Source organism: Streptomyces sp. NPDC107538 (assembly GCF_055657445.1).
In genome coordinates this window covers 301,571-316,738 of record NZ_JBVKAY010000006.1, presented here as the reverse complement: position 1 = coordinate 316,738, position 15,168 = coordinate 301,571, and the positions used below count along the sequence as shown (strand labels likewise).

Below are 15,168 nucleotides of genomic sequence, written 5' to 3'. Positions count from 1 at the left end.
ATGTGCAAGGACGGACAGGGGCACAGACATGCGCAATGAGGGACTGGGGTCGTGGCCCGCCCGCCGGGCCCGCAAGACCCCGCAGCGCACCGCGCTGATCCACGGCGACACCAGCCTCACCTACGGGCAGCTGTACGAGCGCACCACCCGCCTCGCGCACGCCCTGCGCGCCGCCGGCGTACGCCGGGGTGACCGCATCGCCTACCTGGGGCCCAACCACCCCTCGTACCTGGAGACGCTGTTCGCCGCCGGCACCCTCGGCGCGGTCTTCGTCCCCCTCAACACCCGCCTCGCGGGCCCCGAGATCGCCTACCAGCTGGCGGACTCCGGGGCCAGGGCGCTGGTGTACGGGCCCGCCTTCACCGGGCTCGTCGCCGGACTGCCGGGCGGCGAGACCGACGTACGGACGTATCTGGAGACCGGCGCGGAGTACGAGGCGCTGCTCGCGGGGGCCGAGGCCGAACCGATCGACCAGCCCGTCGGCGCCGACGACACCTGCATCATCATGTACACCTCGGGGACGACCGGCCGCCCCAAGGGCGCGATGCTCACGCACGGCAACATCATCTGGAACGCCGTCAACGTCCTCGTCGACCAGGACATCATCACCGACGAACGGGCCCTGGTCTCCGCCCCGTTGTTCCACACGGCCGGGCTGAACATGCTCACCCTGCCCGTGCTGCTCAAGGGCGGCACCTGCGTCCTGGTCGAGGCCTTCGTCCCGGAGGCCACCTTCGATCTGATCGAACGGCACCGGATCACCTTCATGTTCGGCGTGCCGACCATGTTCGACCAGATCGCCCGGCATCCTCGCTGGGCCGACGCCGACCTGTCGTCGCTGCGCATGCTCTCCTGCGGCGGCTCCCCGGTGCCGACCCCGCTCATCGCCCGGTTCCAGGAGCGCGGCCTCACCTTCCTCCAGGGCTACGGCATGACCGAGGCCGCCCCCGGCACGCTCTTCCTGGACGCCGCGCACGCCGTGAGCAAGGCCGGCTCGGCGGGCGTACCGCACTTCTTCAGCGATGTACGGGTCGTACGGCCCGACATGACCCCGGTCGACATCGACGAGCCCGGCGAGGTCGTGGTCCGCGGCCCCCACGTCATGCCCGGCTACTGGGGGCTGCCCGAGGAGACGGCCGCGGTCTTCGCCGACGGCTGGTTCCGCAGCGGGGACGCCGCCCGGATCGACGAGGACGGCTATGTCTTCATCGTCGACCGCATCAAGGACATGATCATCTCCGGGGGCGAGAACATCTACCCCGCCGAGATCGAGGACCAGCTCCTCGCCCACCCCGACATCGTCGAGTGCGCGGTCATCGGCGTCCCCGACGACAAGTGGGGCGAGGTGCCGCGCGCGGTCGTCGTCCCCCGGGAGGGCGTCTCGCTGGACGCCGACGAGGTGTTGGCCTCGCTCGCCGGACGACTGGCCAAGTACAAGATCCCCAAGTCGGTCGTGGTCGCCGAGGAGTTGCCCCGCACGGCCTCCGGAAAGCTCCTCAAGGCCCGGGTGCGCAAGCGCTACGGCACCAGCTGACTCGTCATCACCTCCCTTTGAAAGCAGGCAACATGAGCATCACCGTCAACGGCATCGACGAGCTGAAGAAGCTCGCCGGCAGCGACCTCGGGGCCAGCGAGTGGATCGAGGTCACCCAGGAGCGCATCGACACGTTCGCCGACGCGACCGGGGACCACCAGTGGATCCACACCGACCCGGGGAAGGCGGCCCAGGGCCCCTTCGGCGCGCCGATCGCCCACGGCTATCTGACCCTGTCGCTGTTCATCCCGCTCTTCACCGAGCTGCTGGACGTCGAGGGCGTGTCGACGAAGGTCAACTACGGCCTGAACAAGGTCCGTTTCCCCTCCCCGGTGAAGGTCGGCTCCAAGATCCGCCTGGTCGGCACGCTGGCCTCGGTCGAGGACGTGCCGGGCGGGGTGCAGATCACCGTCGACGGCACCATCGAGATCGAGGGCGCGCCCAAGCCGGCCGCCGTGCTGCAGAGCCTGTCCCGGTTCTACGCCTGAGAGCGCGGCAGTGGGGCGGAACACCCTCCAAGGGTGTTCCGCCCCACTGCTGTTCGGTCTAGCCGCAGCGGCCCGTGGTCCACTTGTGCGAGCGGAGCTTGTACGTGCCGGCCAGGTTGCCGCCGTGCTGCTGGCGGGTGCAGCCGGCGCGGTCGTCCTCGTCCTGGTTGGCGCCCTTGTAGTAGACGACGCCGGTGAAGCTGGAGGACGTACCCGCGTTCCAGACGGACTTGACGTTGGTCGTGGCCGACCAGGAGCAACGGATGCTGCCGGACTGCCAGTCGGGGTCGGCGTCGCTCCAACTGCACTTCTGGCCGGTGAAGTTGGCCCCGGTCCAGAAGCAGACGTTGCCGGACGCGCAGTCGACCGCGGTGGGTGCCGCGTGGGCGGTGGAGGCCGGCAGGGCGAAGGACGCGACGGCCGCGACACTCATCGCGAACACGGCGGCCGTCGGACGGTTGCGCAGGATCTGGGGCATGAATCGGGCCACGGCGAAGTCTCCTCGATGGGGGGTGGTGCGTGCTCGGTCGGCCCGAGGCTGGCAAGCGGCGGCGGGGCGGTACAAGCGTTTCCCCGCTGGTGGGACGCTGGGACGCCCGTCCCACGACCGGCCTGCGGCCTTCCCCGCCCGCTGGGACGGCGCTGGGACGCCACGGCGACGGTCGTCAGCAATCCGTTATGGAAGTGGCTGGAGTTGGCGAGGTTCCGGCGGTCTGTTTCTGGCACAGTGTGCTCGGGCCTGTCGTCACATTCCCGTCTGCCCCGCGACGCCTGCCACGCACTCTCGCCGCACCGGGCGAAAGCCCAAGTACGTCCAGTACGAGGCCTTTCGCCCGGCACGCCGAGAGCACGCACCAGACGCCGCGGGGCCCGCCCTTCGGGCGGACGACGGGAATGTGACGACAGGCCCGAGGGCGCGGGGATCGGGGGATCCAGGGGGGCGCTCTCTCATCCACGTACACCACACCGCCGTCTGACCCACGTGCGGCGCCGCCCTTCAGCGCGGCAGCAAGTGAAAAAAGGGGGGACGCCCGTGTCTGCGTGCACGGAGTCCGAGCGGTTCGCCGCCTGTTTGCGCTCGCTCAAGGAGCGATCGGGACTCAGTTACGCGGCCCTCGCCGCGAAGGCCGGAACCAGCGGGTCCAGCGTGCACCGCTACTGCCTGGGCAGTTCGGTACCGCAGGACTACGGCACCGTCCACCGCCTCGCGGTGGCCTGCGGAGCCACCCCGGAGGAGCTACGGACGCTGCACCGCCTGTGGGCCGTCGCGGACGCCGCCCGGGAACAGGAGGCCGCGGACGCCGAGTCCGGGGCCGGGGCCGGGGCCGCGTCCACGGAAGCCGAGCCGGAGCCCGCGGACGCCGGGCCGCGGTCCACGGACGCCGGGCCCCCGGAACCGGCGACGGCGCCGGAACCGGAGGCCGACCGAACCGAGCCGGTGACCGGGACGCGGGCGCCCGCGTCCGGACCGTCGGAGCCCCCGCACGGCTCCGGGGCCGCCGGGTGGAGCCGTCGGCACAAGCGCGTCGCCGTGGCCGTCGGTCTGGCCGTGCTGTTCCTCGGTGGGATGGCCTGGACGCTGCCGTCGTTCGGGTCCGCCGAGGGCAGCGAGGCCGGCACCGGCAAGAAGGCCGACTCGTCGCGGCCGAAGGACACCCGGCCGCTCTTCACCTCCACCTGCCGGGAGGTGGTGGCCATGGGCCAGCACGACACCTGTGTACGCGAGGTGCAGCGCCTGCTGCACGCCAAGGGCGCGGAGATCGGCGTGGACGGCGACTTCGGACCGCAGACACTGCGCCGCGTCACCGCCTTCCAGGTGATCGCGGGCATCGAACCGCCCAACGGCGTCGTCGGCGACACCACCAAGAAGGCCCTCTACGAGTCCGGGGCCCGGCTGGACACCTGGACGCCTGACGAGGTGCGCCGGCGGATCCGTGCGGTGTTCACCGAGGCCCCGGACCGCGCGGTGGCGATCGCCGACTGTCAGTCCTTCCTCGACCCGCTGCACATCCTCCCGAACACCAACGGCACCCGGAACTGGGGCCTGTTCCAGATCTCCGACGCCCGGCTGCGCGAGCTGGACGGCACACCGCGCAAGGCGCTCGACCCGGAGTGGAACATCCGCGCGGCGAAGCGGCTGTGGAGCGAGGACCGGGACTTCGGCGACTGGCCGCACTGCGACCGCGCGTTCAGCCCCAGCCCCAGCCCCAGTCCTCGCCCCTGAGCGGACCTGATGCTCAACTCACGTCCACGAACACCGGGTTGGAGTAGAACCAGGTGTCCTCCCACGGGTCCCCGTCGCCCGGCGTGTGCGGGATCGGACCGTGCGGGTCGACGGACGCGCCCAGATACCCGGCCCCGTTCCGCTTGCCGTCGCTGCCGCGCAGCCGGAGGTAGAAGGACTCGTCGCCGGCCGTGACCGGGATACGCAGGGTGTAGGTGCCCTTGCGGCCACTGACGTCCTTGGTGTGGACGACCTTGGTCGCGGGGGCCCGCCAGGCGTCCCGGTCGCTCACCGGGCCGCGCACCGCGCCCCGGATGACGTCGACATGGGCCAACTCCGGCAGGATTCCCTGGGCGTTGGCACGGGAGGCGGTCGTCACCGTCACGTTCAGGGTGAGCCGCTCGCCCTTGCGGACCCGCAGCCGGCCGCCTAGGGTGACGCCGCGCCCGTGGTCGCGGTCGCGCTTCACCCGGACGTCGAGGCCGTCCAGCAGATGGCCGTGGTCCACCCAGACCCGGCCCGCGCGCAGCCCGGCCATCACCGAGCGGTAGCCGTACCGGGTGACGCCGACATGGGTGCGGCTGAACTGGCCGGGCCAGAAGTCGCTGCCGGGCTGCGGGGTGTCGGTGTTCACCGGGTCGGGCAGCTTGCCGGTGTTGTCGAAGTTCTGCCCGGCCGGCCAGTCGCCGTTCTTCCAGGTGTCGAAGACGATGCGGTGCGCGTCCGAGTTGGTGGTGATCGAGAACAGCTTCCCCTCGGCCAGCATCGCGTCCCACAGGCCGCCCACGGTCGCCGTCGACCAGTCGAAACCGCCGTACGTGAGGAACGCCTCCGCCGGGTAGCCGGGCCAGGACTGGGCCGACGGCTTGTTCTCGTACTCGCCGCGCATCGAGGTCGCGCCCCGCCAGCCGGGTATCGCCGCGCCCTGGGCGCCGGGCGCGCCCTCCATACCGATCATGATCTCGGGGGCCGCGTCCCGCCAGTTGCGCATCTCGTGCGGGGAGTCGATACCGAGGCGCAGCGGGTGGTTGGCGAGGACCAGGACGTCATCGACGTATCCCGAACGCCGCTGCTGGGCCAGCCACTTGATGGCCTTGACGGCGTGCGCCTCGTTGCGGGCGGTGTCCGCGCCGCCCACGGAACCGTCCGTGTAGTTGAGCAGCTTGCCGTCGTAGGCGCGCTCGAAGCGGGTGAGGAGGTCGACCTCGTGGCGGCCGGGGGTGGTGAAGACCGTGCAGTGCTCGGCGGCCGGGATGTACCACTCCAGGCCCTGGAAGATCAGCTGCCGGGGGTTCTCGGCGCGGGCCTTCAGGATCTCCTTGTGCTCCAGCGAGGCACCGAAGTCGGCGTGCCCGAAGTTGGAGTGCTCGGTGAACACCATCCAGTCGAGGCCGTACTTGGCGCCCGCCGCGGCCAGTTGGGAGAACGAGTACTTGGCGTCGTGGCTGTAGACGGTGTGGATGTGGTGGTCACCGACGAGGTAGGCGAGCCGAGGGTCCTCACCGCCGTAGTGGCGGGAGGCGGCGGAGGCCGGTGCCGTGAGGGCGCCCGTGGCACCCAGGGCGAAGGCGGTGCCGAACAGGCCCGCGCCGCGCAGGAGACCGCGGCGGGACACGCCCTGCGGGTCGAGGTCGGCGGGGGAGACGGACGGGTCGGCCCAGGCGGGCAGCTGCTGCTCCTGCGAATCGGACATGATCTGTGGTTCCTTCGCGTCTCAGGGATTCGGCTCAGTGGTTCATGAACGACTTGACGGGCAGCGCCCGTTCGACGACGCGGACGTCACCGAGCCGCCCGTGCAGGATCTGGTCGATCTTCCCGGCGTACTCGTAGCCGCCGAGGATCCAGGGAAGGCCCACGGAGGTCAGCCCGACGGCCGTCGCCTTCGGATTGCGCACGACCGGGCAGCCCTGGACGTACAGCGTGGTGTGCCTGCCGTCGTTGACGACCGCGAGGTGCCACCAGGTCTCCAGCGGCGTCTCCTGACCCCAGTTGGTCGCGATGCCCTGCTGGTTGAGCGGGCGCACCGCCCACTGCGGCTCCCGGTCGTTCGACAGCGACAGCGTGGCCAGCGGCTCGTCCGGGTCGTCGGCGGTCTTGCCCGCCGCGCCACCCGTACCGGTCCGGCCGAGGATGCCGGCCCAGGCGTGGTTCGAGGGGTTCCAGTCGGCGGGCAGCCGGTAGAACGCCTCGATGGTGTAACCGTTCTTGAACGTGGCCGAGTTGAGCGGCGCCCCGTCGACCGTCCGCAGATACGCGCCCTTCAGCGGGGGCTTGCCGCCGTGGAACTCCAGGCTGCCGTGGCCGGGCTGGTCCGGGTGGTGGTCGGCGGACCAGGTGAGCGTGCCCCCGCCGACCGTGACCAGGTCGAGGTCGTTGCCGCGCCCCGAGCGGTCCCGGACCGTCCCGCTGACGGCCGCTCCGTCCTCCTGGCCGTCGAACCGCCAGTAGGCGACCGTGCCGGGTATCAGCATCTTCGACACCGGGCGGGCCGCCCGCGCGGGCACCGGCGCGAAACCGGCGAACCGCTTCTCGAAGTCGATGTCGACCGTGAACCGGTCGGCGTCGCCGGAGAGTTCGCTCTCCTGCCGCTCCAGCTCGTTGAGGCCCTTGGCCGCCCGGCCCAGGATCCACGGGGAGACCGTCTCCACGTCGATGGTGTTCCGGTCGAGGTCGAAGCGGTAGAGCCGGATCATCGCCGCGCCGCCGAAGTACCGGTTCTGGTAGTTCGTGAGGTGCAGGTGGACATCGTTGTCGGCGCTGTTCTTCCGCGTCGCGCGCCCCGCCGGCCAGTAGTGCCCGTTGAGGGTGAGGAAGATCTGGTCGTGGTTCTTGACCAGCTGGTCCCAGAGCGTCTGCCCGTACGACGAGAGGGAGTCGTCCCCGTCGACCAGCTCGTGCGTGGTGAGGACGACCGGTGTGCGCGGGTGCTCGGCCAGGACGTCCTTCGCCCAGGCGAAGCCCTTCGCGGAGAGCCGCCAGTCCAGGGCGAGCACCATCCACTCCCGGCCACCCGCCTCGAACAGATGGAAGGAGTTGTAGCCGTCCGGGGAGGCGCCCCCGAAGGTCGGCTTCCCCTTGAAGCGGGAGGGCCCGAAGACATCCAGGTAGGGTGTCGAGCCGCGCTGGTCGTCGGTGGACGAACGCACGTCGTGGTTGCCCGCGAGGACGCTGTAGCCGACGCCCTTGCGGTCGAGGAGCCGGAACGCCTCGCCGATCGCCGCGGTCTCCTGCGCGGTGCCGTTCTGGGTGAGGTCTCCGAGGTGGGACAGGAACACGATGTTGTCGTCCGCGCCATGCTCCAGCAGATAGCGCAACGACGCCTCGACGGGCTCCCTGTCGATGCTGGGCCCGTCGAAGAGGTACTGGGTGTCGGGCATGACGGCGAGAGTGAAGCGGCGGCTCATGGTGTCGGGCCTCCAGCGCTCGGGGGCCGCCTGAGCCACGGCGGGCAGCGAGACGGTCGCCGCCGCGCCGAGCAGCGCCGTGGCGCGGAGGAAGTTGCGTCTGCCCGACTGGGCCTGGGCAGACTCCTGCCCGGGTTCGTGCGAGGTGCACACAGTGACTCCGTAAGGGGTTCGTGGTTCAGAGGGCCCGCAGCGTCCACGACCAGCGGTGGACGCCCGGGGCGACGAGATACTCGGGCGAGGTGTCGGGTCCGCACGAGGCGGTGCCCAGCCCCCGGTGCGCCGCGTCGATGTGGACCACGCAGCCCGGCCGGGGCACCAGTTCGTCGTGGTGTCCGGCGGCCGTCAGGTCCTCCGCGCGGTGCCGGGTGACCGAGACCTGGCGGGGTCCGTCCAGCCGTACCGACAGGACATGGTCGTCCCCGGAGAGCGTGAAGTGCCGTACACCGTGCCGGCCTCCGCTCTCCTGGGGCCGCAGATAAGGGGTGAACAGCGCGTCCACGGGCGCCGAGTGGTGTCCTACGGGCGCTCCTGCCGCGCGGTCCGGGTAGCTCTCCCAGGGGCCCTGCCCGTACCAGGCGAGACGGTCGAAGCCGGCGCCGGTCTCGAACACCGTGCCGACCCGGGCCACGTCCGTCAGCTCCTCGGGCAGGATCGCGGTCTCCTCGACGAGCACCCGGCCGTCCACCAGCGCCGTGAACGCCTGCTCGTGCTCGACGGCCCCCGCACCGGTCGCCCACCGGGACCGGACCCGCACGGTCGACCCCTTGCGCTCCACGGCCACCGGCTCACGCACCGCGCGGTCCAGGCCCAGGTCGCGCCAGCGTCCGGCCATGCCGCCGAGGACGTCGTTGTCGGTCGGGGCCCGCCACAGGCTCAGCATCGGCGGGGAGGCGAGCAGCGGGTGCAGCAGCAGCCCGGTCTCGTCCGTCTCCGGCGGCGGGATGTGCCCGAGGTCCTCCTCGGCGCCCACCAGCGGCTCACCCTCCTCCGCCGGATACCACTGGACCTGCGGGCAGCAGACCTCGGTGCCGCGCGGCGCCCAGGGCTCGTCGCCGGCCGTCGTCACCCGCAGCGTCAGCCACACCTCGCCCGCCCCGCCCGCCACCTCGGGCCGGTCGATCACCGCCGAGCCGCCGGGCGGTACGGCGGGCAGCTGGGCCGGAACCGTCCAACTGCCCCCGTCGGCCGCCGCGAACTCCCACTCGGCGGCCAGCCACGACAGGTCCCGGAAGTGCTGCCGGTTGTGCACCCGCAGCACCCGCCAGGCACCCTCGCCCTCCACGGACAGCCGCACCGGGGCGGCGATCTCCCGGTGCTCGAACATCACCGGCTTGGGCGTCCGGTCGGGGAAGACCACCCCGTCGGCGATGAAGGCGCCGTCGTGGATCGTCTCGCCGAAGTCGCCGCCGTAGGCCCAGCGCATCCCGGGTCCGGCGACTCCGTTCTCGTACAGCCCGGCGCCCCCACGCCCGGCCGGTCGTCCGTCGTTCACACGCTGGAGGATGCCGTGGTCCCAGAACTCCCAGATGAACCCGCCCTGAAGACCTGGGGTTGCCTCGATGGCGGCCCACATGTCGGCCAGCGTGCCGTTGCTGTTGCCCATGGCGTGCGAGTACTCGCACTGGATCAGCGGCCTGGTCTGCTCGCCCGACAGCGCGTGCGCCACACAGTCCTCGATCGGCGCGTACATCGGGCAGGCGATGTCGGAGGCGTCGCTCGTCGCCGCCCAGTCCAGCTTCGCCGCGCCCTCGTACTGCACCGGCCGCGTCGGGTCGTGGCGGCGCAGCCAGCCCGCCGCCGCGTCGTGGTTGGCGCCGTAGTCGGACTCGTTGCCCAGCGACCAGACGATCACCGACGGATGGTTCTTGTCCCGCAGGACCATCCGCGAGACCCGGTCCACGAACGCGTTCAGATAGCGCGGGTCGTCGGCGATCTCGTGCGCGTGGTCGTGCGACTCGATGTCCGCCTCGTCCACGACGTAGAAGCCCAGCTCGTCCGTGAGGTCGTACAGGGCCGGGTCGCCCGGATAGTGGGAGGTGCGGACCGCGTTGAACCCGAACCGCTTCAGCGTCAGCAGATCCGCGCGCATGTCCTCGTACGACACCGTCCGCCCCGTCAGCGGATGGAAGTCGTGCCGGTTCACGCCCCGGATGTAGACCCGCTCCCCGTTCACCAGCAGGTCCCGGCCCCGGATCTCGACGTCGCGGAAGCCGACCCGGTGGTGCGAGGTGTCGGCCACCGTGCCGTCCGCGCGGTGCAGCCGGACGGTGAGGTCGTACAGCTCGGGGGTCTCGGCGTTCCAGGTCCGTACGTCCGGGACGACCGTCCCCAGCCGGGCCTCGCCGAGGAAGTCGGAGACCCGCTCGTCCTCCGCGTTGAACCGGTCGAACTCCCGGTCCTGGGCCAGCTCCAGCCCGTCCAGTTCCGGACCGGCCAGCTTCCCGCCGACGTACCACCCGGCGGGCAGCGCTCCCGTCGCCGTCCCCGCCGCCGCGCGCACCCGGCAGTCCACCCGCAGCTCCCCGTCGCGGCTCGCCCGCACGGTCACGTCCGCGAGATACAGCGGATCGGTGGCGTACAGCAGCACGGGGCGGGTGATGCCGCCCAGCCACCACTGGTCCTGGTCCTCGATGTGCGAGGCGTCGGACCACTTCACCACCGTGAGCCGTACGGTCGCCCGGTGGCCGGGCCGGACCAGACCGGTGAGGTCGAACTCGGCGGCCAGATGGGAGTCCTTGGAGACCCCGGCCGGCCGCCCGTCCACCTGGACCAGCAGCACGCTCTCGGCGGCGCCGACGTGCAGGACGATCCGGCGCCCGGCCCACTCGGTGGGGATGTCGACCTCCCGCTCGTACACCCCGGTCGGGTTCTCGGGCGGGGAGTCCGGCGGGAACTGCGCCCACGGCATCCGCACATTGGTGTACTGCGGCGGGTCCTCCGCCACGTCGAGCGCCCAGGAGCCGGGCAGCTCGGCCCAGGACCAGCCGGGCCCGGGCTCCAACTCGGGCGACGACAGCAGCTGGAACCGCCACCGCCCGTCGAGCGACACGGCCCCCTCACGCCGGTCCACGGCGTTCATGGGCAGCCGACCCCAGGAGGTCACCTCGGGCGAGTTCCAGGGGCGCAGGGCGAAGAGTGCGTCGGTCATGACCGTTCCGAAGTCGGGGGTGACAGGGGTGAGGTGACGGGCCGGGGCAGGACGCGCCCCGGCAGGCCCCAGGCGGGATCGACGGGGATGCCGAGCCGGTCCAGGACGGTGGGCGCGATGTCGACGAGCGCGGGGGAGTCCAGCGGGGTTCCGGGGACCGTGGGGGCACCGTCCGTGCCGTCGGCGCCGGGCTCGCCGCTTGCGCTGCCCGCGCCGACCACAGCAACGGTCCCCGGCTCTACGGCCGTCCCCGGCTCTCCGGCCGTTCCGAGTTCGGCGAGGACGACGAAGACCTCCCGCTCGGCGTGGGTGTCGCCGCCGTGGCCGCCCTCGTCGACGTGGCCGTGGTCCGTGGTGACCACGACCGTCCAGCGCTCGTCCGCGCGCGCGGGGTCCGAGCGGCGGGCGGCGATCGTGTCCAGCAGGTGCCCGAGGTGGGCGTCCTGGGCGAGGAGGGCACGGTCGTAGGCGGGGCTGAGCGGGCCCGTGGCGTGGCCGGCCTCGTCGGTGGCGCCGAAGTAGACGAACAGCACGTCAGGGTCGCCCTCGGTGAGCCGGCGCACGGCGGTACGGGCAACCAGGAGGTCCGCGCTCTCGTAACCGTCGGACTCGCCGTCGAACCACACCCGCGTGCCGACGGCCGGGCCGAGCGTGCCGCGCAGCACCAGCTCCGGCCAGGACACCACCGCCGCCGTACGCAGCCCCGGCCGCGCGGTGGCCGCCCGGCTGAGGAAGTCGGGGTGGCGGGCGTAGTCGGCGCCGGCGAAGTCGTTGCCCGTCACCCCGTGCCGGTCGGGCCACACCCCGGTCAGCACGCTCGACCAGCCGGGCCCGGAGTCGGTGTAGGCCATGCTGGTGGACGGCCCGCCCTCGGCCTGGCCGTCCGCCTCGCCGTAGGGCAGCAGGCTGCTCCCGTACGCGCCCGCCGCCATCAGCCCGTGCAGCACGGGCGCCGGGGACGGCGAGGCGAGTGCCCCACCGGCCGGCGGCCAGGACCGGGTCAGCAGGTCGAAGCGCACCCCGTCCATGCCCACCACCAGTACCCTGCCGCGCTCCGGCCGCCCGCCGCTCTCGGTGTCCACCACCGCGCCCCTCTGTCTCGGCACCGGCCCGCTAGCCGGCGTACCGCGGTTCAACTGCCCTGGACCGCGCCCTCGGTGGCGCCCGCGATGAAGCCGCGCGCGAAGACCGCGAAGACGATCACCAGTGGGAGGGAGGCCATGAGCACACCGGCCATGACCATGCTGTAGTCGGTGTTGTGGCCGACGTTGAGCTGCGCCAGCTCCACCTGGAGCGTGACGTGCTCGGGGTTGGTGAGCACGATCAGCGGCCAGACGTAGTCGTTCCAGGCACCGACGAAGGCGTAGATGGCGAGGAAGGACATCGCGGGCCTGATCATCGGCAGCGCGACGTTCCAGTACTGCCGGAAGAACCCGGCGCCGTCGATGCGGGCCGCGTCCAGCAGTTCGTCGGGCACCCCGTTCTCGATGTACTGGCGCAGCCAGAAGATGCCGAAGGCGTTGGACAGCGCGGGCCAGACCAGGGCCTTGAGCATGCCGACCCAGCCGAGCTCGGACATCAGGATGAACTGCGGCAGCACGGCCAGCTGCAGCGGCAGCATCATGAACACCAGCAGCGTGCCGAAGAGGAACCTGCGCCCGGGGAACTCGAACTTGGCGAAGGCGAAGGCCGCCAGGGAGTCGACGAACAGGACCAGGACCGTGGTCACGGACGCGATGACGACCGTGTTGAGCATCGAACCGAAGAAGTCGACGGTGTCGAGCACACCCCGGATGTTCTCCAGCAGATGGGAGCCGAAGGTCAGCTTGGGCGGGCTCTTGTAGATGTCCCGGGTGGTGTTGGTCGCCATCACGATCGTCCACACGAACGGGAAGATCGAGATCACGACCGCGAGGATCAGGAAGACGTGCGCGGACAGGCCCTTGGGCCGGCGCGACCCCTTCGCGCCCGGGGTCGGCTTCGCTTCCGTGGCCGGCCGCGGCGTGGTGGCGGTCGTCATGACTTCCTCCCTCGTTGCACGATGCGCCAGTTGATGACGACGAGCACGATGATCAGTACGAAGAAGGCCCAGACGATGGCCGCGCCGTAGCCGTAGTCGTTGTCGAGGAAGGCCGACTGGTAGAAGTACAGCAGCGTGGTCAGGCCCGCCTGTCCCGGGCCGCCGAGGTTCTGGTTGGCGGCGTTGCTGGCGAAGAGGACCTGGGGTTCGCTGAAGCTCTGCAGACCGTTGATGGTCGAGATGACGACGGTGAACAGGATGATCGGCCGCATGATCGGGATGGTGATCTGGAAGAACGTGCGGATCGGTCCGGCCCCGTCCATCTTGGCCGCCTCGTAGACCGACTGCGGAATGGCCTGGAGGCCGGCCAGATAGATGATCATGTTGTAGCCGGTCCACATCCAGGTCATCAGCAGCGCGATGACCACCTTGATCAGCCACGGGTTGCTCAGCCACGGCACGGGGGAGATGCCGACCGTGCCCAGGATCGCGTTGACCAGACCGAAGTCGTTGCTGAACACCGCGCCGAAGAAGATCGCCACGGCGACGATCGACGTCACGTTCGGGACGTAGAGGGCGATGCGGTAGAAGCCCTTGAAGCGGCGCACGGAGTGCAGCAGCGTGGCCAGCACCAGGGCGCCGAAGAGCGTGGGGACGGTGGACAGGACCCAGATCAGCAGGGTGTTGCGGATCGACAGCCAGAAGACCGGGTCGCTCCACAGGAACTCGAACTGCTGGAGACCCACGAACTCCTTGGTGCCCAGGCCGTCGTAGCGCTGGAAGGACAGATACAGCGAGTAGAAGACGGGGACGAACGAGAAGACGAGGAAGACCAGATAGAAGGGCGAGATCGCCAGGTACTGCCGCCAGTACGACAGCACCCCGCGCCGTGTGGGCCGCGCGACGCCCGCGGGCGGGGTGCGCCGCGGGCGGAAGCGGGCCGGGCCCGGCCCGCCACGGCGCTCGGGCACCGTGGCGGGGCCGGTCACCGGAGGTGACGACACCTCACTTCACCCCCTGTCGCCTGGCGATCTGCTTGGCCTGGGAGACCGCGTCCTTCCAGGCGTCGTCGGGCTTCTTGCCCTTGGCCTCGATGCTGGTCAGCTCGGCCATGAAGGGAGCCATCACCGCGGAGTCGGCGGGCGCCTCGTAGCTGACGGGGATCGCCTCGGCGGCCGGGCCGAACACCTCGATGATCTTCTGTCCGCCGAAGAAGGCGTCGGGGCCCGTCATGGCCGGCATCGCGTACGTCTCCGGGGAGGCGGGGAAGATGGCGGCGTCGGTGAAGCTCTTGGCGTTGTTGTCCGGGCTGAGGATCCAGCTGATGATCTTGAACGCCTCTTCGGGGTTCCGGCACTGCTTGGGCAGGGTCAGATAGGAGCCGCCCTGGTTGGCCGGCCCGCCCGGGGTCGCGGTGACCCGCCACTTGCCCTTGGTGTTCGGCGCCGCCGACTCGATGTCCAACGCGTGCCAGGCGGCGCCGACCTCGGTGGTCAGGGTCTTGCCGACGGCCGCGTTCCAGCTCTGGTCGTTGATCTTGGCGTCGATGCCGAGCGTGTAGGCGCGGATCGCGTGGTCCCACGCGGCGCGGATGTGGTCCTGGTCGCCGATGAAGTGGTTGTCCTTGTCGATGAACCGCTCGGTGCCCTGGCCGACCGCGATGCTGAACACCGAGCCCATGTTGTTGATGAGGAAGGTGCCGGGCAGCGCCTTCTTCAACTCGGTGCCGAGCGCGAAGTAGTCGTCCCAGGTCTTGGCCTCGGCGGCGACCTTGGCCGGGTCGCTGGGCAGGCCCGCCTTCTCGAACTGGTCGGCGCGGTAGAAGAGCGCGGTGGGGCCGATGTCGATCGGGAAGCCGATCTGCTTGCCGTCCTCGGTCTGGGCGAGCTTGGTCTTCCACTCCAGGTACTGCGAGGAGATCTTCTTGAAGCCCAGGTCGTTCAGGTCGAGGAAGCGGTCGGCGTTGGGCAGGAAGGAGGCGATGTCCTCGCCCTTGATACCGGTGATGTCCGGCACCGAGGAGCCGCCGGCCGCGAGGGTGGTGGTGAGCTTCTGCTTGAAGTCGCCGCCGATGGAGGAACTGGTCAGCTTGATCTGGCTCTTGAACTGCGTCTTGGCCTCGGCGACCACCTTGTCGCTGAGGGCGCCGCCCCAGTACCACAGGGTGAGGTTCTTGCCGTTCTTGGTGCCGCCGGAATCCGAGCCGCCGCCACAGGCGACGGTCAGTCCGGAGGCCGCCGCGGTGAACACGGCAGCCTGGAGGAAGCCTCTACGAGAAAGGTCCACGGGTCACTCCTGTTTGTTCCTGTTCGTGGTACTTCGGGGCTTTGGTGCAGGGGGGCGAAGG

11 protein-coding genes are annotated in these 15,168 nt (G+C 70.8%); 3 read left to right on the top strand and 8 right to left on the bottom strand.

Going from position 1 to position 15,168, the window contains the following annotated elements; genetic code table 11:
- The first annotated feature begins 28 nt into the window (after positions 1–28).
- Together ACZ7MG_RS23150 and ACZ7MG_RS23145 are read left to right on the top strand one after the other, a co-directional pair.
- Positions 29–1,534 (top strand): acyl-CoA synthetase, encoded by a 1,506-nt coding sequence (locus ACZ7MG_RS23150; RefSeq protein ID WP_471383014.1) that lies wholly within the window; start codon positions 29–31, stop codon positions 1,532–1,534.
- 32 nt (positions 1,535–1,566) lie between these two features.
- Positions 1,567–2,022 carry a MaoC family dehydratase gene (locus ACZ7MG_RS23145; protein ID WP_471383013.1) on the top strand — a complete coding sequence of 152 codons (456 nt, stop codon included), beginning with the start codon at positions 1,567–1,569 and terminating at the stop codon, positions 2,020–2,022.
- A gap of 58 nt (positions 2,023–2,080) precedes the next feature.
- Here the strand turns inward: ACZ7MG_RS23145 and ACZ7MG_RS23140 are convergent, their stop codons facing one another.
- On the bottom strand, positions 2,081–2,512 hold the full coding sequence (locus ACZ7MG_RS23140; RefSeq protein ID WP_471390685.1) for a peptidase inhibitor family I36 protein: 432 nt from the start codon (positions 2,510–2,512) through the stop codon (positions 2,081–2,083).
- Positions 2,513–3,055: 543 nt separating this feature from the next.
- Here ACZ7MG_RS23140 and ACZ7MG_RS23135 point away from each other — a divergent pair.
- On the top strand, positions 3,056–4,246 hold the full coding sequence (locus ACZ7MG_RS23135; RefSeq protein ID WP_471390688.1) for a helix-turn-helix domain-containing protein: 1,191 nt from the start codon (positions 3,056–3,058) through the stop codon (positions 4,244–4,246).
- Positions 4,247–4,259: 13 nt separating this feature from the next.
- On the opposite strand, the gene ACZ7MG_RS23130 is transcribed toward ACZ7MG_RS23135, so the two are convergent.
- From ACZ7MG_RS23130 to ACZ7MG_RS23100, 7 genes are all read right to left on the bottom strand, one after another.
- Positions 4,260–5,939 carry a PHP domain-containing protein gene (locus ACZ7MG_RS23130; protein WP_471390690.1) on the bottom strand — a complete coding sequence of 560 codons (1,680 nt, stop codon included), beginning with the start codon at positions 5,937–5,939 and terminating at the stop codon, positions 4,260–4,262.
- Between the two features lie 34 nt (positions 5,940–5,973).
- Complete coding sequence (locus tag ACZ7MG_RS23125) at positions 5,974–7,803, bottom strand: LamG-like jellyroll fold domain-containing protein (protein ID WP_471390692.1); 1,830 nt, start codon at positions 7,801–7,803, stop codon at positions 5,974–5,976.
- Positions 7,804–7,828: 25 nt separating this feature from the next.
- Positions 7,829–10,801 carry a glycoside hydrolase family 2 TIM barrel-domain containing protein gene (locus ACZ7MG_RS23120; RefSeq protein ID WP_471390694.1) on the bottom strand — a complete coding sequence of 991 codons (2,973 nt, stop codon included), beginning with the start codon at positions 10,799–10,801 and terminating at the stop codon, positions 7,829–7,831.
- Positions 10,798–11,886, bottom strand: coding sequence for an alkaline phosphatase family protein (locus ACZ7MG_RS23115; RefSeq protein ID WP_471391318.1), 1,089 nt, complete (start codon positions 11,884–11,886; stop codon positions 10,798–10,800). The genes ACZ7MG_RS23120 and ACZ7MG_RS23115 overlap by 4 nt, the downstream gene beginning before the upstream one ends.
- Positions 11,887–11,933: 47 nt before the next feature.
- Positions 11,934–12,821, bottom strand: coding sequence for a carbohydrate ABC transporter permease (locus tag ACZ7MG_RS23110; protein ID WP_471390697.1), 888 nt, complete (start codon positions 12,819–12,821; stop codon positions 11,934–11,936).
- Positions 12,818–13,702, bottom strand: a complete 885-nt coding sequence (locus tag ACZ7MG_RS23105; RefSeq protein ID WP_471391321.1) for a carbohydrate ABC transporter permease — start codon at positions 13,700–13,702, stop codon at positions 12,818–12,820. The genes ACZ7MG_RS23110 and ACZ7MG_RS23105 overlap by 4 nt, the downstream gene beginning before the upstream one ends.
- Positions 13,703–13,826: 124 nt before the next feature.
- Positions 13,827–15,107 carry an ABC transporter substrate-binding protein gene (locus tag ACZ7MG_RS23100; RefSeq protein ID WP_471390699.1) on the bottom strand — a complete coding sequence of 427 codons (1,281 nt, stop codon included), beginning with the start codon at positions 15,105–15,107 and terminating at the stop codon, positions 13,827–13,829.
- Positions 15,108–15,168 lie beyond the last annotated feature (61 nt).

Coding starts and splice junctions, on each gene's coding strand:
- ACZ7MG_RS23150 (WP_471383014.1), top strand. CDS start 29: ATGCGCAATGAGGGACTGGGGTCGTGGCCCGCCCGCCGGGCCCGCAAG.
- ACZ7MG_RS23145 (WP_471383013.1), top strand. CDS start 1,567: ATGAGCATCACCGTCAACGGCATCGACGAGCTGAAGAAGCTCGCCGGC.
- ACZ7MG_RS23130 (WP_471390690.1), bottom strand. CDS start 5,939: ATGTCCGATTCGCAGGAGCAGCAGCTGCCCGCCTGGGCCGACCCGTCC.
- ACZ7MG_RS23120 (WP_471390694.1), bottom strand. CDS start 10,801: ATGACCGACGCACTCTTCGCCCTGCGCCCCTGGAACTCGCCCGAGGTG.
- ACZ7MG_RS23110 (WP_471390697.1), bottom strand. CDS start 12,821: ATGACGACCGCCACCACGCCGCGGCCGGCCACGGAAGCGAAGCCGACC.